Below are 21,244 nucleotides of genomic sequence, written 5' to 3'. Positions count from 1 at the left end.
CTAGTCCGTCAAGCATGGACAGGACATCCGGGACGGTGCTCGGGTAGCCGATCGGCTCGGGCGTGGCGGACTTGGTGTCACCGAAGAAGCCGAGTTCGCCGGGCGTGATGCGCCGGCCAAGCTTGGCCGAGAGTACGTCCGCCATGATCGCCGCCGTCTGCGGCCTGATGCTTGAGCCGTTGCGCCATCGCTGTACGGACACATGCGTTGTCCCTAGCTCGACGCCCCGCCGGTCGGCCTCGTCGGTCATGCGTTTCGCAAGGCCCTTGTTCGAGATCTTTGCTTCGCTCATGACGGCGATCAACTGCGCGTTCGGCTCTCGGCTCATGCTCCCCTGCCAACCCGAGAATTACGGCGAGTGTTCATCGTGTCACAGCAGTATCGCCCTGGGGGGTTCATTCTCGAACCCCCTTTGGCTTTGCTGGTGTTCACGTGAACCCCCTGATGAACGCTCCCGCCCAGACTTCCCGCGCCGTTCACTGGTCAGCACAGATCGGCGGGCTATGGGGGCTCGCCAGTGCTCGGGAGGGAACGCGGTGGAAACGCGGCAGAGTAAACGCACAGCGAACGCCCCGACAGTGGGTGCTCCGCACGGCTCGATGCACGATCCTTGCAGCGGCCACTTCCGGGCGCTGACGATCTACGCCGAGGACCCGGACTGCGTGAAGGCCGCGCGGGACATGGTGGGCAACTACCTCAACACCTGGAGCCTGGGGTACGTGGTCGATGACGCGAAGCTCGTCGTGTCAGAGCTTGTTGGCAACGTCGTCCACCACGCCGTACCGGATGAGCGCCTGGCGATGCCCGGTGCGAAGCGGCGCATCGACGTGTGGCTGATGAACTGGCCGGGGCTGCTGGGGATCGGAGTCTCGGACGAGGACTCGAATCCGCCCGACCTCCCGGCCGGTGAGTTCCTCTCGCCGGATCTGGCCGGTGACTTCGTCGAGGCTCTCGTACCGGACCGGGGACGCGGACTGCTGATCGTTCAGCGTCTGGCCGATGCGGTGTGGTGGTCGCCGGGACTCAAGGGCGCTGGCAAATCAGTGTGGTGTCGGTTTGACCTCGATCGGGTCCGGGCCGAGGGTTTCGAGTCCTCGGCCTGACAGACGCCGGGTCGCCACCTTGATCTGCTCCCTCGCGATCGGGAGTAGGGCGGCGATCTGGTCACTGGCCGGAGCCTGACCACTTCGGCCGAAGGAGCGCGGCTTCTCGGACGGTCCGGGAGTTCCCTCCCGAGTGAGGGGCCGCGTTTCACATCCCCACATAGGCCGGGCCACCCCGTCAGCCCTGGAAAGCGAAGGGTGGCCCGGCTGGGAACACGGCGGTTCCCGGTGCCTGATGGTACCGGGGCCGTCGTGCTGCGTTTTGGCCCTGGCCCAAGGAAGTTGACGATCCGTTACCTAGATCAGGGCAGAGGTGGACAAGGTGACTGGCTCAGGAGAGGGCTGGCTGAACGATGGTCTCGACGCGGCGGGCGCGGACTTCGGCCTCTGGGTCTCAGGGGTGGACTACATCGCGGGGTGGCGTGAGGCAGGGGAAGCGGCCGATCGCCTTAACCGAGCGCTCCTCGGTGCGGGATTTGAGCTGTCTGCCGTACGGGCTGTCGCTTCGGCGAACGAGGACGGACGCGGGGTCGTACGGCTGACGGGCTGGCCGGACGCCGTGGCTCGACTTGCTCAGTTGCTGGAGGCGCGCGCCGACGGCGATGGTGGTGCAGCGTGAGTGTCCCTTCCGCTGGTGAGGGGCGCAGGAGGTCGATCCCAGGCCCCTTGGGCCTCGACCAACGACGGCTCGCTGCTGCTTGTCTGCCTGGCGCGACTCCCGCCGTGCTTGATGCCTCAGCCACGGACAGTCAGCCACGACGGTGCGGTGTGACGAACGGGCTGGCGCGCGTGTGTCTCGTTCAGCCACCCACCGGCAGCAACCACGCTTCCGTGTTCTTGATCGTCACTGCCGGTACCGCCCGAGACTCGGCACCGGTGGTTGGTCCACGCCTCGGCTCCTCGGGCGTGCAGCGGGTGGGGGCGCCGGCCGACCGGACGGGACCGGCGTCCACGCCGCACGCCCGGCCGGGGCGGCCGGGCGCCCCGGCGCGCCGCAGGCGCGCCCTTGAGGAAGTGAAGGCGGTTTCGACCGATTGCCGTTGGTGCTCAGGCGCGGGCGCGTCGCGCGGGCTGCTTGTCGGCGGTGATCCGATAGGCGAGTTCGGCACGGTCCGCGCCGAAGCGCAGCTCTTCGAGCAACAGCGGGCGGTCGTCGGTGCCATGCGCGACGCGGGCGACGTACAGGATCGGGGTCGCGTCCGGCAGCTGGAGCGTGGTCCGCTCGTCGGGCAGGGGCATACGCGCGCGCACTGTCTCGGTCCAGGACAGCTTGTGGTCGGCCCGGGTGAGCACCGAGTAGATCGCCGCCGGCGGCTTGCACGGCTCTTGTCCAAGCAGGGGAACAGTGTCGGCGACCTCGAACGGGATCAGCGTCCGGTGCATGGCGCGCGTGCCGGTGCTGGGGTCGATGAGCAGCCGGTCACAGCCGAACAGTGCTTCTTCCTGGCCGAGTTGGAGGAGTCGTCCGGTCTCTTTCGTGGTGCGGGTGCGGTACGTGCTCGGTTCGTCGGCTTCCTGCCAGATGTCGCCGTTGGGCATCGCGAACTCGCCCTCGCCGGTGCGGCTGATGCGGCGCTCGATGGTCAGGACCGGTTGCCCGCTGGAGCGTACGAAGCTGCCCTTGCCGTGTCGGACGTCGATCAGTCCTTCCGCACGAAGAGCCGAGATCGCGTTGCGGACCGTAGGGCGGGAGACGGCGTAGCGGGCCATGAGCTGGGCTTCGGACGGCAACAGGGAGTCGGGCGCGAACTCACCGGACAGGATCGCTTCGCGGATCGCTGAGGCCACCTGTTGGTAGAGGGCGCCAGGGCGCTGGATCTCGGACATTCGGTCATCTCCGGATAGGTCATAGGCACGTCGCACGCGCGACATCACTCGTCAGCATAAGTACTTGCGCCATCGCCGTACAGGACTCCATAGTCGTCACTCGTAAGGACAAGTGACGTCAGGATATGGATGGCGTCTCGATCGGCCAAGGAGGCCAAAGTCAATGCAGTCCATCCCCGTGGACACGGCGCGGCTGGGCGTACTGCGGTGCGCCATCGCGCCGGAAGCGAAGCTCAGCAACCCCGAAACGCAGGAGGTGAAGAGGGACCGGGACGGCAACCCGGTCTGGACCGTGGCCGTCACTGTGCGGCAGGACGGACGGCGTATCTCCGTGATCGAGATCGCCGTCAGCGGACAGCCGAAGGGCATCGAGGAAGGGCAGATCGTCAAGGTCACCGGCCTGACCGCGTTCATGTGGTCGATGGGCGACCGGCACGGCGTCAGCTTCCGCGCAGACGCAATCACCCCCGTCCCCAGCGGCAGCACAGTGGCGCACGCGAAGGGCGGTGACGCGTGATGGGACCCGTCCTGCTCGCCCTCGTCCTCGCCGTGCTGGCGTGGGGCCTGGTCGTCGGTGACCTGGTCCGCCGACACAGTCCGGTCTGGCACTGGTACCTGGTCCGATACCCGGCCACCGCGTGCCGGGTGGTGTGCACCTGGCGCAAGGTCGCCCAGCTCAACGACCTCTCCGTATCCCGACGCCCGCCGCGCGGGCTGCTCGGCGACCTGGTCGTCAAGGGTGATCCGCTGCGGCCGGTGGCACCGCGGATCTCCTTCCCGCGCGCTACCCGTATGGGCCTGACCGTGATCGTGCGCCTGCACGCGGGCCAGACCCCGGCCACCTTCCTTAAGGCGGCGGATGCCTTCGTGCACGCCTGGAAGGTCCACGCTGTACGTGTCACCTCGCCGGAACGCGGGATCGTCCTGCTGACTGCGACGGCCATGGATCCGCTTCAGCGACCCGGCCTGGCCACGGCTCCCGCCGAGCTGCTGTCTGCGCTCATCGGTGTACTGGAGAGCGGCGGCGCATGGGTGATGAACCTGCGGCTGGTGCCGCACTGGCTCATCGCCGGGGCCACCCGGTCGGGCAAGTCCACCTTGCTGGCACGGCTGATCACACAACTCGCCCCGCAGCCGGTCGCCCTGGTCGGCATCGACTGCAAGGGTGGCATGGAACTCGGGCTGTTCGCCGGACGGCTCAGCGCCCTGGCGACCTGCCGCAGGGAAGCGGTCGCCGTGCTCTCGGCGCTCATGGTCGACATGCAGGAGCGCATGAGTGCCTGCCGGTCCGCCGGAGTGCGCTCGATCTGGGAGTTACCCGACAAGCTCCGGCCGGTCCCGGTCGTCGTGATCGTTGACGAGATCGCCGAACTGTACCTCTCCGACGGCACCCGCGAGAGCAAAGCGGAAGCCGAACAGTGCTCCACTCTCCTCCTCCGCCTGGCGCAGCTCGGTGCCGCGCTCGGCCTTCACCTGGTCGTCGCCGGGCAACGCGTCGGCTCCGACCTCGGCCCCGGCGTCACCGCACTGCGGGCCCAGCTCGGCGGACGGATCTGCCACCGCGTCAACGATCCCGGCACCGCCGAGATGACGTTGGGCGATCTGAACAAGGACGCCGTGGCTGTCGCCCAGTCCATCACAGCGGAGGAACGCGGAGTGGCCGTGTGCACCAGCCCGGACGGCGGCTGGAGCCGCGCCCGCTCCCACCTGACACCCACCGAAGAAGCCGTCGCCACCGCCCGCAAGTACGTCGCGATAGTCCCGGAACTGCCCGCCCTGGACAGCGCCCTCACTGCGCCGGAAGGAGACGACAAGTGATCAGCGAAGGAACAGCGTTCACGTTCGCGGTGATCTTCGGGATCATCACCGTCCTCCTCGTCCGCTCCCGCGACGTAAAGGCTTGGGAAGCGGTCTGCGTCGGCCTCTTCGGCCTCTACCTCGGTCAGACCCCCGTGGCCTTCACCGTCCACGACCTCGTCATGTGGCTGATCAACGGCTTCGCCCACCACTGAGCAGGAAGGACACGATCACATGCCCATGCCCCGCGTGAGGTGCCCCCACTGCAAGGGCGACGGAGCCCGCAGGACCTGGACCGGACGGATGCACCGCTGCCGCGTCTGCAGGGGCACCGGAACCATCCGCTGAACCTCACCCCGCCTGACCATGCAAGGGAGTAATCCCCATGACCGACAACGCGCCACCACCCATTCACTGTGCCGCCTCGGCGGCCCACCCCGGAAGGTCACCACCATCACCCCGGAGTACACACCGGCTGACCGGCGCGCCGTCCTCGACCGCGCGGCGCGCCTGCGTCAGCTTCCCGAAGCAGATCGCGACGCAATCCGTCTCGCACAAGACCCCAAGTTTCCCCGCCTGCTGGAGCAGATCGTCGCCACCGGCGGTTGCTCCCATCCCGTCCACCTCTCCGGCTCCACCACCACAGTGGACGGCACGACCGGCGAGATCCTCCACCACTACGACACCCGCAACGAGCCCGGCGAACGCCTCCTCGTCCGCTGCCGCAACCGCCGCGCAACCATCTGTCCGGCCTGCTCCCGCCTCCATGCCGGAGACACCTACCACCTCGTCCGCGCCGGCCTCCTCGGCGGCAAGAATGTCCCCGACTCCGTCCGCCATCGTCCCCGACTGTTCGTCACCCTCACTGCTCCGTCGTTTGGCCTGGTGCACCGGTCATCGGAGCCGTGCCGTCCCCGCCGCGACGGCGGCACGTGCGAACATGGGCGCCCCCTCGGCTGCGGCCTCGTCCACACATCGGATGTACTGAGTGCCGGCCAACCGCTCTGCCCCGACTGCTACGACTACACCGCCCACGTCCTGTGGCATGTACACGCGTCCAAGCTCTGGGACCGTTTCGTCATCGACGTCCGGCGGCGCCTCGCCTCGTCGGTCGGCCTGGTGCAGTCCCGCTTCGCCCGGCATGCCCGGCTGTCCTTCGCCCGCGTTGCCGAGTACCAGAGGCGTGCAGCCGTCCACGTGCATGCGGTCGTTCGCCTCGACGGCCCAACCGGCCCCGGAGACGAACCCCCGGCCTGGGGCACTGCCCAACTCCTTATCGACGCTGTACGCGCCTCCGCCCGGCGGGTCCTCGTCCGCACGCCCTATAGCCCGGCCGTAGGTGAGATGAGCCTGCGCTGGGGCGCCCAGATCGACGCACGTCCCCTACGGACCGATGGTGGCGGCCCGGATGATGATGCGGTGGCCGCGTACGTCGCCAAGTACGTCACCAAGGGCGCGAGCGACATAGGCGCCGGCACTGACTACCGGCTCTCGACCTGGGGCGACATCGAGTCGGCGCCCGTGACCGAACACGTCCGTACCCTCATGCGGACCTGCTGGCGCCTCGGGGGCCTTCCCGAGTATGCGCCCCTCCGCCTACGTGCCTGGGTCCACACGCTCGGCTATCGGGGCCACATCCTCACCAAGTCCCGCGCATACTCCACGACCTACACAGCACTCCGAGCTGAACGTGCCCACTATCGGGGCCACACCGACCTACCCCACGCGATCACCGAACGGCACTGGCGATACGTAGGCTCCGGTCACACCCCCGGCGCAGCACTCGTCGCCACTGGCATCGCAGAGGACCTTGCGGAGTCCCGGCGGCTGGCCCTAGTCACGGTGCAAGAGGGGGAGTGGTGCTGATAACTGCTCTGCCTGAACGTTACTCACGGCAGCCTCAGCCTGCGCCGAATCGCCAACGCTCCGACGGCCGACCGATGCCGCTGATCCAGAGTGAAATCGTGATCATCGATGATGATGGAACGGAAGAGCCGTTCGACCCAGCAACGTGGCGTGTTGAATGACCGGCGAGTCCCGTCAGCCGGTGAGGGGGAGGCCCCGAGCTGCTCCTCATGGCTGTGTGGGGTGTGTTGCCGTTTTCTGGTGAGGTCCTACGGTGTACCACCGACGGTCCACGGTAGGACCATTGTGGGTGTCCATAGATCATTTGCGGGGCACCCTTTAGTTAGTGCCCGTCACAGAAGTAATCGCCGAGGGCCTCCGGCCCTCACGCCCCCGCCCGCCGCCACCTGCTTCCAATTCATATCTGCTCCTCGGTCAGTAATTGCAGATTTGACTGAACTGGCAACCTGTTGCTGAGTCTCGCGGATGGTCGTACGTTGGGAAGGAAGGTTAGGTGACTGTTCCGCTGTGAACCAAGACATTTCCGCCGGTTTCTCAGTGGCTCTCCAGTCAATATTCTCGTCACGGAGAGCAAAATGCCTGAATACAATGAACCCGTGGTTGTCCACGAAGCGGATGATCGGGTTGGAATGCACGCGTATGCCATAGGTACCGGCGTGGCTGGAGAGAGCTCCACATGGATGGGTGTGTACGGCAAAACTGACAGTACGTCAGGCGGGGCGGGAGTCATGGGGGAAGGTGCGGCAGGCGGGCCCGGAGTCATAGGAAAAAGCGCGACGTGGCACGGGGTCTATGGGGAGACGTCGGGCTCGGGCCCGGCAGGAGCGGCAGCTGTTGTCGGAGAAAACAAGTCCAATGGGGCCGGAGTTGTGGGGATAGGCAAGGGCGGAGCGGCCGGAGTCGTTGGGCTCGGCGGTCCCGGGCCTGGTGTTCTTGCCAAGAGCAATAGCCCTGTTGCCGCGCGCGTCGAAGGAATCTTGGAACTCACCGGATACCTAGACGGGCAACGCACCCTCGTAGGTAGGCAGTCAGTCATCGACTCGTGGTCCGGGGAGTTCTTCGGAGATGTAAAGGTCCACGGTCACGTCCATCAAGATGGCCACGACTACGCTGAAACCTTTGCCACGGAGGAGGGCGCGGAGCCGGGAACAGTCCTAGTCATCAGCGAAAACGGACTTCTCACCCCGTGCAGCGATGAATACGACACGAGCGCCACAGGTGTCGTCTCCGGAGCTGGAGGACTGAGCCCTGGGAGCGTCCTGGAGGGCGAAGCCAATGGCCAGCATCCCGTGACAGTCGCCCTTGCGGGGCAGGTATATGTCAAGGCGGATGCCACCTATGGCGCCATCTCCGTCGGAGATCTCCTGACCACCTCGTCCCATCACGGCTTCGCTATGCGGGTCGAAGACCGTTCTCGCGCCGTTGGCGCAATCATCGGCAAAGCACTCGCACCGCTGCCCAGCGGAACTGGGCTAGTGCGCATGTTGGTCGTGTCCTCCTGACACAGAACGGGCGCCCGTCCCGGCACCTGTAAGGGGCGGGCTGCTTCTCGGCTGAGTTGCGGTCAGAAGGCTTGCGCGAAGTCGTCCTCCTTCAGTATCAGCCGGTCCCGCACATTCTTTGGAATCATGAGTTTCATGTGGATGTGTGGAGCGCGGACGCCCTTCACCCTGGTCCGTTTGATCTCGCACTTCACGCCGACCCTGAGCAGATCGGCGGCCATGGCTTCCATGCCGCCCTCCTCCCAGCGTTCCCGGAACGTCTTGCCGTTGTGGACGGCCACCCAGCGATCCTTGGTCGACTCGGGGTCGATGGCCTGCAGCTGCTTGATGAGGTCGTCCAGCGTCTTCTCGGCCTGCTCCTGAGTGAACTGGGTCTTCGTGAAGCGGCCTCCTGGTTCCAGGCCGGTCATGTAGTAGCTGACGGACTGTTCGAGGCGCTGCTGCTCCTTACGGGTTTCGGCTCCCTGGCGGTACTCGCGTGTCATGACCGGCTCGTCCCCGAGGACCTTCAGCACGTCGTCGACGAGTCGGCCGTAGACCCCCTCGGGGTTCGGGGCGCCTTGGCCTCCGCCCTTGCATTTCCCGCACCGCAGGTACTCGTACGATCGGCCTTTGCTCCGTGTCTTCTGCACGGTCATGTTGGTGACACAGTCGTGGCAGATCAGGACTCCGAGAAACCTCGTGGCTCCCTCGGGGTTGCGCGTGGGCTGGTTCTTTCCGTTCCCGTCCAGGACCTCTTGGAGGCTGTAGAACTCGTCTTCCGTGAAGACACCCTCGGCCACACGGATGGGCTTCCCATCGGACCTGAGCACGATTTTGGAGCGGCGTACGCCTCCGTTCTTTTCCTCTTCTACCCGGTAGCCCATGAGTGCCGGGTTCCGCAGTCGGCGTAGGTGGGTCGATGCGGTGAGGCTCGACTCGCACAGGCTGGCGCGAACGAGAACCTTGACCATGCGGCGGGCCGAAGCTGGGCGCTCTCTCATGGCCGCTTTGCGGCTCCAGTGGAGGGCCCTGTAGGCGGTCTCGTTGATGACGAGGATGGTTTTGCCGTCCCCGTCCACTGCTGTCTCGTAGCCATAGGCGGGCTTCCCCACAAGCCACTCGCTCTGGGTCTTCGTGTACTCCCACAGGCTCGCCACGCGGGTGCTGGTGTTGGCCGCCTCGATCTCAGCGATGCCGCCGACGATCGTGACCATGATTTTTCCGGCCGTCGTGGTGAGGTCGATGGAGTCGTTCTTGGAGACCAGGTTCTTCCCGTACTTCAGGCACCAGTCGATCACGGTGCTGAGGTCGGAGAGACGGCGGACGAAGCGGTCCAGCTTCCAGAAGAGGATCTCATCGAACTCAGGCGCCCTGTTGTTCAGCCAGCTTCCCAGCTCTTTGCGCCGCCATGGCGGAACCTTCGTGGCTGACACGTTCAGATCGCTCGCGACGCCGACCACCCGGGATCCCCGCTCCCGCGCGAGCATGCGGAGATCGAGTTCCTGTCGGACGGGCGATGTCGTCTCGTCGGTGAGTACCGACAGTCGGACTGACAACAGCGCTCGTGGTGCGTCGTCCGGCAGGAGTGCCTCCGCCCTCTTCAGCTCCTCTAATAGGGCTAAGTCAGCCTTCGTCCACTCGGTATCAACTGCGTACTGGGTGCGGTCAGTTGCCCCGCGAGTCCTCGTTCGCTTGGCCATGACCTGCACGGTACTGGATGTGGCTCTGTTGGTATATGGCCGCAGATGGACACCCACATCCAAATCGGCCCGACGGGCAAGAAGCTGCTGCCTCTGACGGTCAAGAACGCTGCGCCGGCGCCGGCTTCGAGTGGTCACGCGCACTGAGGTGGGCGAGGCGCCGGCGGGCGCGGCGAGGACGAGGTAACCGCCGTGTCGGCTGAAGCGCCGGCTGACAGTTGAGCCCCCTCTCGATCGGGAGAGGGGGCTCATGGCGTTCAGTGCAGCCGGGGCTTCGTCACCTGCGGGACGGGGGCCTTCAGGTTGCCTTTGGCAAGTTGATATGCGGCGCGGCGATTGCTGGATAAAGTCGATTCGTTACTGCTGGTTGTGGGGACAGCCAGAGTTCGGTCGGCGGTGCCGACTTCCTGGGGAGGGCTATCTAGGGCATGAGTCGTCGCTCTACTGGTTTGGTCGGGGTCTGGGCTGAGGTACAGCGTCAGCAACAGCGCGCGAGGGAAGCCGAGGCCAGGCAACGTAGGGAGCAGGAGCGGCAAGCGCGGGCCTACCAACGACATGTGGCCCAAAGCCACCGGGAGTACCGGCAGGCGGAAGCGCGGCGGCGTACGGAGGAACTCGAGGCTCAGGTCGCCACCTTGCAGGCCCTGCTGTCTGCGGGATGCCGGGCTTCTGCCTTCAGGGCAGCTGCGCTGATGCGGACCGAGGAGATACCCCCGTTTGATCCGGGACCACTCGCGTGGCCTGTGCCCATGCCGGATCAGAACCAGTACCAGGCGCAGGGTGGCTGGACGGCGAATCGGCGCGCGCAGGCACAGGCCGAGGCTCAGGCCCGCTTCGAACGGGACTGGCATGCCGCACAGACTGCCGAGGCCCAGCGGCGGCAGCAGCTGGCGGCTTATCAGCGCGAGTATGAACAGAGGGCAGAGGCCCAGCGGTCGGAGGTGCGTCGGCACAACGCCGGCATCACCGAGGTGACCGAGGGGGTGAGACAGGGCGATCCTGACTCCGTGGTCGAGTACTTCTCGGCGGCCCTCTATGCGTCGACAGCGTGGCCCGAAGGATTTCCTCGGCAGGTCTCGGCGGCTTACGACTCGGCGGCCCGGCAGCTGGTGCTGGACTGGGAACTGCCCGGGTACAGGGTTGTCCCCGAGGCGAAGTCGGTGCGGTACATGCCCACGCTCGATCAGGACAAGGAAACGCCGCGTCCCGTGGGGCAGCGTCGGGCGCTGTATCGGGAGGCCCTGGCGCAATGCATGCTGCTGGTGTTGCACCAGCTCTTCGCGGCCGATGAGTCGGCGGCACTTGAGTCCGTGGCGCTGAACGGATTCGTGGACGACCATGATCCGGCGACGGGGAGGCAGGCGCAGATCGTTCTGGCGACGGTCATGGCCCCGCGGGCTGTGTTCACCGAGTTGCATCTGGAACAGGTGGATGCGGTCAGCTGCCTGACCGAGGCGCTGAGAGGGCAGCTTTCATCGCGTCCCGATCAGCTCGTCTCCGTGCGGCCGAGTCGGCGGCCGCAGGACGTCGCAAACCGGGTGGCCACGCGTGGCGGCGATGAAGAGCCGGATCTCTATGAGATGGACCCGATCGCATTCGAGTCCCTTGTCGCCGACCTGTTCCGGGCCATGGGGATGCAGGCTGTGACGACCCAGCGCTCGAATGACGGTGGCGTGGACGTCGATGCCCTGGACCCGACACCGATCCGAGGGGGCAAGATCGTCGTACAGGTGAAGCGCTACCGCAACACCGTGCCACCCACAGCAGTACGCGACCTGTACGGCACGGTGCAGGACAGGGGTGCAAACAAGGGTGTCCTGGTGACGACGTCGGGGTTCGGCCCCGGCTCCCGCACCTTCGCCAACGGCAAGCCCCTGGAACTCATATCGGGCAGCGAACTGGTCGATCTTCTGCACCGCCACGGGCTTCGTGGATGCTTGGGGGAGCGGGGACGGACAACCCCGGCACAGCCTGCACCGTCCAGTCCCACAACTCGTTCTGACGACTACAACGTGTTGGGCATGTCCTGGTCCGGCAGCGTCGCTCTGGACGTGTGCGCGCTTGTCTGCACCGGCAATCAGGTCCTCAGCGACGACCACCTCGTCTTCTTCAACAACCCTCGAACTCCGGACGGTTCGGTACGAGCGGTCCCGGCGACGCCACCGGACAAAGCGGCCATCCGTGTCTCATTCGACGCGCTCCCGGACAGCGCAGACCGCTTTGTGCTGGTGGCTGCCATTGACCCAGAGGTCAACCCGGACGCTGACCTGTCTGGATTCACTGACGCCTGTATCCGACTGCTGAACCCCGCGATGGTCGAGCTCGGCCGGCTTGAAGTCTCCGACGGCCGTCCCCGGGAGACTGCCCTGGTTCTCGGATCCTTCCGCCGCAGATCCAACGGCGACTGGGATTTCGTGCTCGGAGGAAAGGGCTACACGGGCGGATTGGAGGAACTCGTTCGAGATCACGGCATCGAGGTCGAGTAGCGTGTCGTCGCGTCCTACTGCTCTGGGTCCCAGGCCACGAGCTGGTCGAAGAGACGTCGGTTGCCGTCGAGCTTCAGGGAGTCCAGCGGAATACGGCCGTAGAAGGCGAGGACCAGCTCATTGGCCGTGCCTCGGGCGGAGGCGTCGGCCGCGTCCGGGTCCTCGTCGGCGGCAATGGCGGGCAGGGTGCCGGGTGCGGGCAGGCGGGCGGCCCGTGCACCGTCGTCGGAGAGCCAGTTGCGCCAGGAGCGGCCCTCGGTGGCGTGGTAATCGACGGCAGCGGGCTCGTGCGGCCAGGCGACCGTCGTGGTGCAGAGGGTGGACAGGAACTCCTCGACACCGTCGAGTGCCACCTCGTCCGGCAACGGCTGCGGGGCGCCCAGGGTGAGCTGGGCGTCGTAGGTGTGTATCGCGACCTCGTGGAGCTGGTGCCGGGCGACGGCACCGCAGGTCTGCGGCGACTGCGACTTGCCCCACCACGTCCAGCAACCGCGATCCGGGCCGGCCTCCCGCAATGCGTCCAGTAGCTGCTGCGTCGATGCGGCCGGCCAGGCCAGCAGGGCCTCGCGCTCCCGAGGTGCGGCCGGGTCGCCCTGCGGTGCGGACTTGGCCGTGGCGTCAGGCCCTGCGGCGATGGTGGCGGCCCAGGCGCGGCGCCCTTCGCCCAGGTGCTGCGCCAGGTCGAACAGCGTCCACTCGGGGCAGGTCGGCACCTGCACGTCGAGGCTGGGCGCGGCGGCGACCGCGGCCCGGAACGCGATCGACCGCTCGTCGATCAGCTGCAGCAGAACGGGGAACTCCAGAGACTTTTCCACAGTGATCATCTGTCACCGTGCTCTGACAACCGCACGCGATTTTCACGGCCGACGCGGGGGCCCGGTGTGCCGGATCAGCCACAAGAGCCCACAGCGCCGGACAGAGTTCGGCTGTGCCGGACCCGTACAAGCGCGGCACCTACTTGCCGCGCACCGGCAGCATCACCGAGTCCCCCCCCGCTCATCGGCCGTGATCGGTTCAGCCGCCGCCGGAGCCCGAGCCATAGAGCGCAGCGATGTCCTCGGACGTCGCCCACCGGCTGTAGGTGGGCGACTGGGGCCAGCCCTCGGGCGAGTCCTGCCATTCCTCCTGCCGTCCGTACGGCAGGAGGTCGATCAGCGCGAAGGTGTGACTGAGCTGCTCGGTGCCCCGGCCGTTGGTGTGCCAGGTGCGGTAGACGGTGTCGCCGTCGCGCAGGAACACGTTGACCGCGAATCCTCCGTCGGGCGGTGCGCCGACGTCGGCCCCGAACGAGCTGTTGGCAGTCGAGTACCACGTCATCCGGTTGCCGACCCGCTGCTTGTAGGCGAGTGCCTCTTTGATCGGCCCCTGGGTGACGATGACGAATCGCGCATCGTAGTTGTCCAGGAACTCCAGGCGGGTGTACTGCGAGGTGAAACCCGTGCAGCCCGGGCACTGCCATTCCTTGCCGGCGAACCACATGTGGTTGTAGACGATCAGCTGCCTCTTGCCTTCGAAGACGTCCGCCAGCCGAACGGGGCCGTCCTCGCCCTCGAGGGTGTAGTCGGGCATCTCGACCATCGGCAGGCGACGACGCTCGGCGGCGATGGCGTCAAGCTCCCGTGTCGCGGCCTTCTCCCGGGCACGCAGTGCCTCGAGCCGGCGCTCCCAGGTCGCGGCGTCGACGACGGGTGGTAGTGCGTGGGTGGTCATGATCCCCTCACAGAGCTCGTGCGCAGCTTTCGCTTGTGCAGGGGTAGACCCCACCGGGCTCCGGAACTCATCGGTCGCAGGCCGGCGAGGCAGCAGGATGGATCGGCTCTGAGGCCCCGTTCCAGGCTTGTGCGTGACCGCCTGGCCTTTGAGCCCCCTCTCCTGGGGGGAGGAGGGGGCTCAATAGTGCTCCTATCCCGCACGCCATCGGCCCAGGCAGAGCCGAGCAGACGGGGTCCATGGCGCCCGCGTACGGGATGGGAGCTGGGGGGGAGAGGTGCGGTGAGGGGAGACCGTTCGGCCTAGAAGCCGAAGTGGTCGATCACGTTGCCGTTTCCGCACTTGTTGGTGGGGACGGGGAGGTAGCCACTCAGGATGGGTACCCCGATGGCTCCCGAGAGACAGGCGGGTGCCGGCGAGAAGGTCCAGTTGTTCCCGCCGGTGACGCCACCGCCCCAGTTGGCGTTGTCGGCGTTCGCGGGAGCGGCCATGGCCGCGGTGGCGAGAGCCAGCGCGGCAGTGATGATGATCTTTCGCATGCTCGCTGTAACGATCGGAATGATCGGAGGGCACCGCTGCCGCAGGCATATCCCCCGTCTGCCCCAAGCAACGAGCACCCAAGGCATGCAAGCAAGGGCGGTGAGGTGGGCGCGTTGGGCCGAGGGTGTTGAGGTGATCCTTCTACGCTGATCAGGCCGTTTCCGGAGGGGGGCAGCCAAGGAAAGGACCCGCACTGTGCCGGCTCGACTTTCGGATGACCTCAAGGCTCTCATCGACGACAATGCGCTCTTCGTGTGCCTGGCCACCATCCAGCCCGACGGCAGTCTCCAGCAGTCGATCACCTGGGTCACGCATGACGGTGACGACCTGCTGATCTCCACGACCGTCGGCCGTCGCAAGGAAAGGAATCTCCGACGGGACCCCCGCGTGTCCGTCATGATCAACCCGCCGGACGCGCCGTACACCTACGCCGAGATCCGGGGCACGGCCACGCTCACCACCGAGGGCGGGCAGCGGCTGATCGATGAGCTGTCCCGCAAGTACACGGGCAAGGAGTACGCGGACTTCAACCCGGCGGCGAAGGACGATGCGGAACGAGTCGTGGTCCGCGTCACTCCGCGCAAGGTTGTCGGTTCCATCTGAGGGCCGTCCGGTCGGCAGAGCGGCCCTCCACCTGGTTGCGTCGGCGGTGGAGGGGCCGTGGTCGGGTCAGCCCAGGATCGTGCGCTTCTGGGCTGCGAACTCCTCCTCTGTCAGGACGTCCTGCGCGCGCAGTTCGCTCAGCTCCTTCAACTGGTTGATCTTGGTGGTCATGTCGTCGCCGGTGGACGGTGGTGCGGGTGCGGGTGCGGGTGCGGGTGCGGGTGCGGGTGCGGGCTCGGGTGGCGGTGGAGCCTGTTGTTCGGCCTGGGCGGCCCAGCGGCCGGCCTGGCGGCGTGAGACGCGGTTGGACACGGCCGTTGCGGTTCCCGCGACGACCGCGGTGCGGGCGATACCGCGCAGCAGTCCGGGCATGGCTCACCTCCGAGGTGACGCCGAGGCGGGCTCGGCATTGTGGGACTCGGCGGCCTCCAGGGACGCGAGCAGCGCCTGCACCGGGATGCGTCCGGCCGCTACGAGCTGGGCGCCGCCGCGTCGGAGGGCGACGGCCAGGGGCGCCGCCCAGAGGTTCTCGTACACGATGATCGCGGCGGAGTTCCCGGGCTCCAGTGCCGTACCGGCGTCGTCGATGTCGGACTGGTCCAGCAGCCCGGAGGAGGCGCCCTCGAACACGGTCAGGTCGATGTCTCCTTCGAGGTCGCCCAGGTCCAGCGCGATGATCGTGCCGTCGCTGTCCTTGCGTACGAACAGGAGGTCGAGGACCCGGATGATGCCGCGCTCGACCAGGTCCAGGAGCAGGGGGAGACCCTCGCCCGTCAGACGGTGGCCCGGGAACTCCACGACCAGGTAGTCGACGGGCCCCATCTCGTCCAGGTATTCACTGTGTTCGCTCATGGCTGTCAACTCGCTAGGGGTGGTTGCGGTGGGAGTGCCCGATGGGGCGCCTGCGGCGAGTCCAGGAGCCCGAAGACCGCCAAGGTGATCATCGCCGCGGCACAGGCGCCGTGCCGAGGCCGAAGACGCGGATGGTGCCGGTGACGGCGGACTCCCTCCGTCACACCGCGGGGGCGGGGTGTGCCGGACGTGTGCCCGTAAAACGCTCGCCGAAGCGACCGCCCGTGGCTTCACCCGGAGTGGGTGACATCGGGGGTGGCATCGGACCGCTGGATGATCTCGCGACGTCAGTGCTTCAGGGCCAGTTTCAGGGCGACGATCAGCAGTCCGAGTACGAGGTTGACCGCATCGGTGAGCATCACCTGGCCCCGGGTGGCGCCCGAGCGCAACGCGGCAGCCGTCGACCAGCCCACCTGGCCGACCAGGGCGACGGCGAGGGCGAGCCAGGCCGCGCCCACGAGGTCGAGGCCCAGCAGGGGGCTGACGAGCACCGCCACCGTGGGCGGAACGGCGGCCTGCACGATCGGCCACTCCTCACGGCACACCTCCACGACGACCGCACGGTTCAGGGCGCGCTGCGCCATGCGGGCGCCGAACAGCTGGGCGTGGACGTGCGCCAGCCAGAAGATCACCCCGGTCGCCAGCAGCAGGAGCGCCAGTTCCAGCCGGGGGAAGGGGCCGAGCGCACCGGCTCCGATCACGACGGAGGCGGCGAGGAGCGAGCCGTAGAGGCCCCCGGTGTAGTCCGCGTGGGCCCGGCGCTCCGCTCGGCGCGCGCGTGCCTGTGTTCCGGTGTGTTTCGGCATCCTCGCTCCAGGGGCCCTCGGGAGGTTGTCGGGCCGGCCGCCGGACCGGCCCCCGGCGGCGGGTTCCGGAGCATCCAGGCTGCGCCGCCGGACCGCGGGGCGCCTCGCCTGCTCCGGGTGAGCTGCGGCGGGCGCTCGCACCTTGCTACGACGGCGGGGGCGGCGCAGGCCCAGGCCCTGCTCAGCGGTCGTGCGGGTTCTCGGGACGGTGGCGGGACACCTGCTGCCGTACGGTGCGCCAGCGCGAGCGGGTCTGGTCGACCACGCTGTCCCACTGACGGCGGACCTCGTCGTCCGGGGTGCGCTGTCCCTCGGCGATGCGGGACAGCTCGTCCTGCACCTCGCGCCCCAGCGCGGCCGACCCGACGACGACGAGCATGGCACCGAAGAGCGCCGAGATCATCGCGAAGACCGCGCCGACCACCCCGTACCGCTGGGCGGAGGAGTTGAACAGATGCGGCAGGTAGACGGTCGTGCCCACGGAGTAGACCGCCATCGCGACGGCCGCAGTGACGCCGAAGGGGACCAGGTCCCGCCAGGCGACCCTTCTGGCGGACAGGACGTGGCCGCTCCAGATCAGGAAGACGGCGCTCACCGGTACCTCGCAGACCGCGGCCGCAAGGCCGGTCGGGCCGGCGCCGAGGAGGGCGCTCAGCCACGCGGTGACCAGCGCGTAGCCGCCGGCGGACAGCAGCCACCACAGGCCGTTGCGGGTGTTGCGCACGCTGAGGGGCTTGAGTTCCCAGGTCTGTTCGAACATGCGCTGCAGGACCCGTGTGAAGCTCAGGGCCGAGATCGCCAGGAAGAGCACGCCGAACACGCTCACGCTGGTGCTGCCGCCCTCGGCAGGCGAGAAGAGGGCGTTCACCGCTTCGGCGCCCGCCCCGGTGAGGCCGTACCGCTTGATGATCCGCTGTGCGGCGTCGTAGGAGGTGAGGCTGCCCAGCAGGGTGCTGCCCAGGATCGCGACCGGGACCAGTGCGGTCAGGGCACTGGAGGCCAGAGCCATCGAGCGGTCGAAACCTGCGACTCGCTGGAAGCGGTTGAGGACCCGCAGCGCGAAGGCGGGACGCAGCCAGAACGTCAGCGTTCTGACCATGCGCCGGTGACTGTACTCCGCCGTTGTGCCCTCCCTGATGGCTGTTCAGGATGTATATGGGGATGGGGATATATGCGGGGAATCTGACGAAGTGACCCTAGCCGAACCGGGGATGGAGCGGCGAAAGGCCCGCCGGAGAACTCCGGCGGGCCTTTCGGTGCGTCGCGGGCTCAGGCGGCCGGCGCGTACTTCGGGTTGGGGCCGTGCTGGTTCGGCTCCGCCTTGCCCTCGGTGGCGAGGAAGACGATGAGGATGATCGCGCCGACCAGGGGGATCAGCGCGATGAGGATCCACCAGCCGGACCGGTCCGTGTCGTGCAGGCGGCGGACGGCGACGCCGAGGCCGGGCAGCAGGGTGGCGAGGCTGTAGATGATGCCCAGGATGCTCGATCCCATGGCACCGTCGATGATCGCCAGCACGATGCTGATGATCACGTTGAACAGGAAGAACATCCAGTATTCCTGCCGCCGCGCGCGGCCGCTGAACACCGCGTACTTCTTCAGTACGTCCACGTACCAGTGCATTGTCGCCCCCCAAGATGGTGATGTGCGTTACCCCATCGAATCAGTCGGCATGGCCGGAAGCCATCTCCCTGGCGTGCACAGCTCAAGGCGTTATCGTGCTGCGGCCGTTCGGTGACCAGGACCTCCCGAAGACGTGCCACCGAGCCCCGTCTGCCGGGGAGGGTGGGCCCGGTGGGGCCGGTCGCTCCCGTGGGGCGCCGGGCCCGCAGGAGGTGACGTACCGGCTCCCGAGGCTGTGCCACCGGCCCTCCGCGACTGCGACGACTCCCGGACCGGCGACCGCGGCCGCGCTCAGGACAGGCCGTGCCGGCACCCCTCGAAGGTCCGGACCGCATCGTCACCGTAGGAGTCCTGCCCGGCGGCATGCGGCCCGTTGCGGCCGGCAGCACGATGGGAAGGAGGGGTGGCCGCGACACCTGACGGGAGGTGTGCCCATGGCTCAGCAGGCGGCGACGAAAGCCCCGGCCAAGAAGCCCGTCAGTACGGGCAGCGTGTTCCTCTCCTTCGCCCCGTGGATCATCTTCGGAGTGGTCGCCAGTCCCAGTACCTGGGAGTACGCGGCGCTCGCCGCGCTGATCGCCGCGATCGTCCTGTCGGGGCAGGACATCCTGTACGGCAAGCTCCGCGTCCTCGACATGACCGGCATCGTGTTCTTCGCCGTCCTCTCGGTCCTCGCCCTGGCCCTGAACCGCGGACAGCTCCTCTGGGTGGAGACGTACGCCCAGGTCATCTCCAACGGGCTGGTGGCCGTCGTGGCCCTCGGATCGCTGTTCTCCGACCCCTTCACCTCCCCGTACGCCCGGGAGTCGGCGCCGCGCAGCCTGTGGGACACACCCGCCTTCAAGCACATCAACAGGGTGCTGACGGCGGCGTGGGGCGCGGTCTTCGCCCTGATGACGGTCTCGACCTGGCTGGCCATCCGCTTCCCGTCCCAGGACGACTGGTTCAACTGGGTCATCCCCATCGCGCTGCTGGTGTGGGCCGTGAAGTTCACCCAGCGCTATCCGGAGTCGTACAAGGCGCGCATGGCATAGCCGGATCCGGACGGGCAGTGCGGGCGTCTACTCCGGTATGGATCTGGAAAAGCCGCCGTCCCGGCCGCAGCAGCCCGAAGGGTGCCTGGTGGTCGCGCTGCGCCTGCCCGTACGGATCATCGCCCTGGTCGTGGTGCTGCCGGTGCGGATGGCGTGGGACGCGCTGGTCGTCGGTGGCCGGTGTCTGACCGACACCGTGCTGCGTCCCGCCGGACGCGTGCTCCAGTGGCTCTACGCGCGCGTGCTGACCCCGGTCGGGCACGGCCTCGCCCGCATCGCCCGGGGGATCGGGGCCGCTCTCGGGTGGCTGTACGCGCGCGTGCTCGCCCCGGTGGGGCGGGGCATCGCCTGGCTGGTGCGGTATCTCGTCGTCGTCCCCGCACGGTGGCTGTACGAGTGGGTCCTCGCCCCGGTCGGTCGCGGCATCGCCTGGCTCGCGGGCGTCATCGGCGCAGGGGTCGGCGCGGTCCTGTACTGGACGACGCGCGTCCTCGTGGTCCTGCCCGCCCTCGCCCTGTGGAACCGGCTCCTCGCCCCCGTCGGCCGCGCCCTCGCCGTCGTCGCACACGAGGTGGGGGAGGCCCTCGGGCATGCCTGGCGGATCGCCGGGCGGATCTCGCAAGCCGTCGGGCGGGGACTCGGCACCCTCTTCCGGTGGATCTTCGCGGATCCCCTGCGCTGGGTGTACCGGACCGTCCTCACCCCGGTCGGACACGTCGTGCGGGACGCCGTCGTGCGGCCCGTCGCCGAGGCCGCGCGCGTCGCGGGCCGGGCCGTGGGGCAGGCGCTGAGCGCCGCCCGCGACACCGTACGGCAGGCCCGCGCCGATCTGAGGCGGATGCTCCTGGGCGAGCCCCGTCCGCCGGCCGCGGTGGACCGGCGGGAACCCACGGGCCGCGCGACACGTACTCTTGGTAGCAGTACGACCGCTCTCACGAAGGACTAGGACACTGGGCAAGCGACAGCCCGAAGGCCCGCCGCCCGCACCCGCGGTGCAGCGCATCCGACTGCGCTACACCAAGCGCGGCCGCCTCCGGTTCACCAGCCACCGTGACTTCCAGCGCGCTTTCGAGCGTGCGTTGCGCCGTGCCGAGGTGCCCATGGCGTACTCGGCGGGGTTCACACCGCACCCGAAGGTGTCGTACGCCAATGCCGCACCCACCGGCACGGGCAGTGAGGCGGAGTTTTTGGAGATCGCCCTCACCGAGGCGCGGGACCCGGAGAAGCTCAGGGCGCTGCTCGACGAGTCGCTGCCCGCCGGGCTCGATGTCGTCGACGCGGTCGAGGCACGGACCTCGGGGCTCGCCGACCGGCTGACCGCTTCCGTCTGGGAGCTGCGGCTGGACGGGGTGGACCCGGCTCAGGCCGAGGAGGCCGTCGCGGCCTTCAACTCCGCCGAGTCCGTCGAGGTCCAGCGCAAGACCAAGAACGGCATCCGGACCTTCGACGCCCGCCCCGCGGTCGTAGGGCTGGAAACGCATAGTGAACCGGCTGATAGGCCGACCGACCAGCCCTGTGCGATACTGCGGCTGGTTGTTCGGCACGTGACGCCTGCCGTACGACCCGACGACGTCCTGTCCGGTCTCCGCGCCGTGGCCGACCTGGCGCCGCCGGTCCCCGCAGCGGTGACCAGGCTGGCGCAGGGGCTGTTCGATGAAGAGACCGGCACGGTGACCGACCCGCTCGCGCCCGACCGCGAGGCAGCCGAGGCCCTGACGGCCCAACCGGCTGCCGCCGCGACGGCGCCGACGCCGGAAGGTTCCGCGTAGGGACGGACGTCGAAGCGCCGCCCTCGTACTCGGGAGCCACCTGG

The 21,244-nt window shown here is 67.9% G+C and carries 22 protein-coding genes and 1 pseudogene; 12 read left to right on the top strand and 11 right to left on the bottom strand.

The features are described 5' to 3' along the window. Positions 1-328: pseudogene (locus tag AQI88_RS34350) on the bottom strand (sporulation protein); the annotation flags it as partial. 208 nt (positions 329-536) lie between these two features. On the opposite strand from AQI88_RS34350, the gene AQI88_RS34345 reads away from it, so the two are divergent. Beyond that, positions 537-1,103 (top strand): ATP-binding protein, encoded by a 567-nt coding sequence (locus AQI88_RS34345; RefSeq protein ID WP_067006992.1) that lies wholly within the window; start codon positions 537-539, stop codon positions 1,101-1,103. 322 nt (positions 1,104-1,425) lie between these two features. Further along, positions 1,426-1,722 (top strand): hypothetical protein, encoded by a 297-nt coding sequence (locus AQI88_RS48035; protein WP_079057987.1) that lies wholly within the window; start codon positions 1,426-1,428, stop codon positions 1,720-1,722. Positions 1,723-2,150: 428 nt separating this feature from the next. Here the strand turns inward: AQI88_RS48035 and AQI88_RS34340 are convergent, their stop codons facing one another. Next, the gene (locus AQI88_RS34340) at positions 2,151-2,930 is read right to left on the bottom strand and encodes a GntR family transcriptional regulator (protein ID WP_067006988.1); all 780 of its coding nucleotides are present in this window, start codon (positions 2,928-2,930) and stop codon (positions 2,151-2,153) included. Between the two features lie 163 nt (positions 2,931-3,093). Here AQI88_RS34340 and AQI88_RS34335 point away from each other — a divergent pair, with 163 nt between their 5' ends. From AQI88_RS34335 to AQI88_RS46205, 5 genes are all read left to right on the top strand, one after another. Continuing rightward, entirely contained in the window at positions 3,094-3,447 is a 354-nt protein-coding gene (locus AQI88_RS34335; protein ID WP_067006984.1) for an SCO3933 family regulatory protein, read from the top strand. Further along, the gene (locus tag AQI88_RS34330) at positions 3,447-4,748 is read left to right on the top strand and encodes an FtsK/SpoIIIE domain-containing protein (protein ID WP_067006981.1); all 1,302 of its coding nucleotides are present in this window, start codon (positions 3,447-3,449) and stop codon (positions 4,746-4,748) included. Before AQI88_RS34335 ends, AQI88_RS34330 begins: the two co-directional genes overlap by 1 nt. Further along, positions 4,745-4,942 carry a hypothetical protein gene (locus AQI88_RS34325; RefSeq protein ID WP_067006978.1) on the top strand — a complete coding sequence of 66 codons (198 nt, stop codon included), beginning with the start codon at positions 4,745-4,747 and terminating at the stop codon, positions 4,940-4,942. Before AQI88_RS34330 ends, AQI88_RS34325 begins: the two co-directional genes overlap by 4 nt. A 295-nt stretch (positions 4,943-5,237) precedes the next feature. Continuing rightward, positions 5,238-6,593, top strand: a complete 1,356-nt coding sequence (locus AQI88_RS34320; protein ID WP_067007023.1) for a replication initiator — start codon at positions 5,238-5,240, stop codon at positions 6,591-6,593. Between the two features lie 575 nt (positions 6,594-7,168). Further along, positions 7,169-8,095, top strand: coding sequence for a hypothetical protein (locus tag AQI88_RS46205; protein ID WP_159050461.1), 927 nt, complete (start codon positions 7,169-7,171; stop codon positions 8,093-8,095). A gap of 62 nt (positions 8,096-8,157) precedes the next feature. Here the strand turns inward: AQI88_RS46205 and AQI88_RS34315 are convergent, their stop codons facing one another. Beyond that, positions 8,158-9,777, bottom strand: a complete 1,620-nt coding sequence (locus AQI88_RS34315; RefSeq protein WP_067006975.1) for a recombinase family protein — start codon at positions 9,775-9,777, stop codon at positions 8,158-8,160. A 428-nt stretch (positions 9,778-10,205) separates the two neighbouring features. Between AQI88_RS34315 and AQI88_RS34310 the strand changes: the two genes are divergently transcribed. After that, positions 10,206-12,263, top strand: a complete 2,058-nt coding sequence (locus tag AQI88_RS34310) for a restriction endonuclease (protein ID WP_067006972.1) — start codon at positions 10,206-10,208, stop codon at positions 12,261-12,263. 14 nt (positions 12,264-12,277) lie between these two features. On the opposite strand, the gene AQI88_RS34305 is transcribed toward AQI88_RS34310, so the two are convergent. The 3 genes from AQI88_RS34305 to AQI88_RS34295 form a co-directional block, all read right to left on the bottom strand. Then, a complete protein-coding gene (locus AQI88_RS34305) occupies positions 12,278-13,078 on the bottom strand; it encodes a maleylpyruvate isomerase family mycothiol-dependent enzyme (RefSeq protein WP_067007021.1) in 801 nt (266 codons plus the stop codon). A gap of 199 nt (positions 13,079-13,277) precedes the next feature. Next, positions 13,278-13,973, bottom strand: a complete 696-nt coding sequence (locus AQI88_RS34300) for a DUF899 domain-containing protein (RefSeq protein WP_067006969.1) — start codon at positions 13,971-13,973, stop codon at positions 13,278-13,280. Positions 13,974-14,275: 302 nt separating this feature from the next. Then, positions 14,276-14,512: a hypothetical protein gene (locus tag AQI88_RS34295; protein ID WP_067006966.1), complete on the bottom strand. Its 237-nt coding sequence runs from the start codon at positions 14,510-14,512 to the stop codon at positions 14,276-14,278. A gap of 196 nt (positions 14,513-14,708) precedes the next feature. On the opposite strand from AQI88_RS34295, the gene AQI88_RS34290 reads away from it, so the two are divergent. Continuing rightward, positions 14,709-15,116, top strand: a complete 408-nt coding sequence (locus AQI88_RS34290) for a PPOX class F420-dependent oxidoreductase (protein WP_067006963.1) — start codon at positions 14,709-14,711, stop codon at positions 15,114-15,116. Positions 15,117-15,182: 66 nt separating this feature from the next. Here AQI88_RS34290 and AQI88_RS34285 read toward each other — a convergent pair whose 3' ends face one another. The 5 genes from AQI88_RS34285 to AQI88_RS34265 form a co-directional block, all read right to left on the bottom strand. Then, on the bottom strand, positions 15,183-15,488 hold the full coding sequence (locus tag AQI88_RS34285) for an SHOCT domain-containing protein (protein WP_067006960.1): 306 nt from the start codon (positions 15,486-15,488) through the stop codon (positions 15,183-15,185). Positions 15,489-15,491: 3 nt separating this feature from the next. Continuing rightward, positions 15,492-15,968, bottom strand: coding sequence for a DUF6325 family protein (locus AQI88_RS34280; RefSeq protein ID WP_244184450.1), 477 nt, complete (start codon positions 15,966-15,968; stop codon positions 15,492-15,494). Between the two features lie 287 nt (positions 15,969-16,255). Then, complete coding sequence (locus tag AQI88_RS34275) at positions 16,256-16,774, bottom strand: hypothetical protein (protein ID WP_067006955.1); 519 nt, start codon at positions 16,772-16,774, stop codon at positions 16,256-16,258. A gap of 181 nt (positions 16,775-16,955) precedes the next feature. After that, the gene (locus AQI88_RS34270) at positions 16,956-17,873 is read right to left on the bottom strand and encodes a YihY/virulence factor BrkB family protein (protein ID WP_079057984.1); all 918 of its coding nucleotides are present in this window, start codon (positions 17,871-17,873) and stop codon (positions 16,956-16,958) included. 170 nt (positions 17,874-18,043) lie between these two features. After that, entirely contained in the window at positions 18,044-18,397 is a 354-nt protein-coding gene (locus AQI88_RS34265; RefSeq protein WP_067006954.1) for a DUF805 domain-containing protein, read from the bottom strand. A gap of 434 nt (positions 18,398-18,831) precedes the next feature. On the opposite strand from AQI88_RS34265, the gene AQI88_RS34260 reads away from it, so the two are divergent. The 3 genes from AQI88_RS34260 to AQI88_RS34250 are packed head-to-tail and all read left to right on the top strand — an operon-like array spanning position 18,832 to position 21,200. Next, positions 18,832-19,431: a hypothetical protein gene (locus AQI88_RS34260; protein WP_067006952.1), complete on the top strand. Its 600-nt coding sequence runs from the start codon at positions 18,832-18,834 to the stop codon at positions 19,429-19,431. Between the two features lie 37 nt (positions 19,432-19,468). Further along, positions 19,469-20,377: a hypothetical protein gene (locus tag AQI88_RS34255; RefSeq protein WP_067006950.1), complete on the top strand. Its 909-nt coding sequence runs from the start codon at positions 19,469-19,471 to the stop codon at positions 20,375-20,377. Between the two features lie 46 nt (positions 20,378-20,423). Further along, complete coding sequence (locus AQI88_RS34250) at positions 20,424-21,200, top strand: TIGR03936 family radical SAM-associated protein (protein ID WP_067006947.1); 777 nt, start codon at positions 20,424-20,426, stop codon at positions 21,198-21,200. Positions 21,201-21,244: the final 44 nt, after the last annotated feature.

The organism is Streptomyces cellostaticus (genome assembly GCF_001513965.1).
Classification (GTDB): Bacteria; Actinomycetota; Actinomycetes; order Streptomycetales; family Streptomycetaceae; genus Streptomyces; species Streptomyces cellostaticus.
This window is presented reverse-complemented; position numbering and strand designations above follow the sequence as displayed.

Bases quoted from the DNA above. Each gene is read 5' to 3' on its own strand.
- AQI88_RS34330 (WP_067006981.1), top strand. From the start codon at position 3,447: ATGGGACCCGTCCTGCTCGCCCTCGTCCTCGCCGTGCTGGCGTGGGGC.
- AQI88_RS34260 (WP_067006952.1), top strand. From the start codon at position 18,832: ATGGCTCAGCAGGCGGCGACGAAAGCCCCGGCCAAGAAGCCCGTCAGT.
- AQI88_RS34335 (WP_067006984.1), top strand. From the start codon at position 3,094: ATGCAGTCCATCCCCGTGGACACGGCGCGGCTGGGCGTACTGCGGTGC.
- AQI88_RS34310 (WP_067006972.1), top strand. From the start codon at position 10,206: ATGAGTCGTCGCTCTACTGGTTTGGTCGGGGTCTGGGCTGAGGTACAG.
- AQI88_RS46205 (WP_159050461.1), top strand. From the start codon at position 7,169: ATGCCTGAATACAATGAACCCGTGGTTGTCCACGAAGCGGATGATCGG.
- AQI88_RS34275 (WP_067006955.1), bottom strand. From the start codon at position 16,774: ATGCCGAAACACACCGGAACACAGGCACGCGCGCGCCGAGCGGAGCGC.
- AQI88_RS34265 (WP_067006954.1), bottom strand. From the start codon at position 18,397: ATGCACTGGTACGTGGACGTACTGAAGAAGTACGCGGTGTTCAGCGGC.
- AQI88_RS34280 (WP_244184450.1), bottom strand. From the start codon at position 15,968: ATGAGCGAACACAGTGAATACCTGGACGAGATGGGGCCCGTCGACTAC.
- AQI88_RS34285 (WP_067006960.1), bottom strand. From the start codon at position 15,488: ATGCCCGGACTGCTGCGCGGTATCGCCCGCACCGCGGTCGTCGCGGGA.
- AQI88_RS34315 (WP_067006975.1), bottom strand. From the start codon at position 9,777: ATGGCCAAGCGAACGAGGACTCGCGGGGCAACTGACCGCACCCAGTAC.
- AQI88_RS34300 (WP_067006969.1), bottom strand. From the start codon at position 13,973: ATGACCACCCACGCACTACCACCCGTCGTCGACGCCGCGACCTGGGAG.
- AQI88_RS34340 (WP_067006988.1), bottom strand. From the start codon at position 2,930: ATGTCCGAGATCCAGCGCCCTGGCGCCCTCTACCAACAGGTGGCCTCA.
- AQI88_RS34255 (WP_067006950.1), top strand. From the start codon at position 19,469: ATGGATCTGGAAAAGCCGCCGTCCCGGCCGCAGCAGCCCGAAGGGTGC.
- AQI88_RS34270 (WP_079057984.1), bottom strand. From the start codon at position 17,873: ATGGTCAGAACGCTGACGTTCTGGCTGCGTCCCGCCTTCGCGCTGCGG.
- AQI88_RS34295 (WP_067006966.1), bottom strand. From the start codon at position 14,512: ATGCGAAAGATCATCATCACTGCCGCGCTGGCTCTCGCCACCGCGGCC.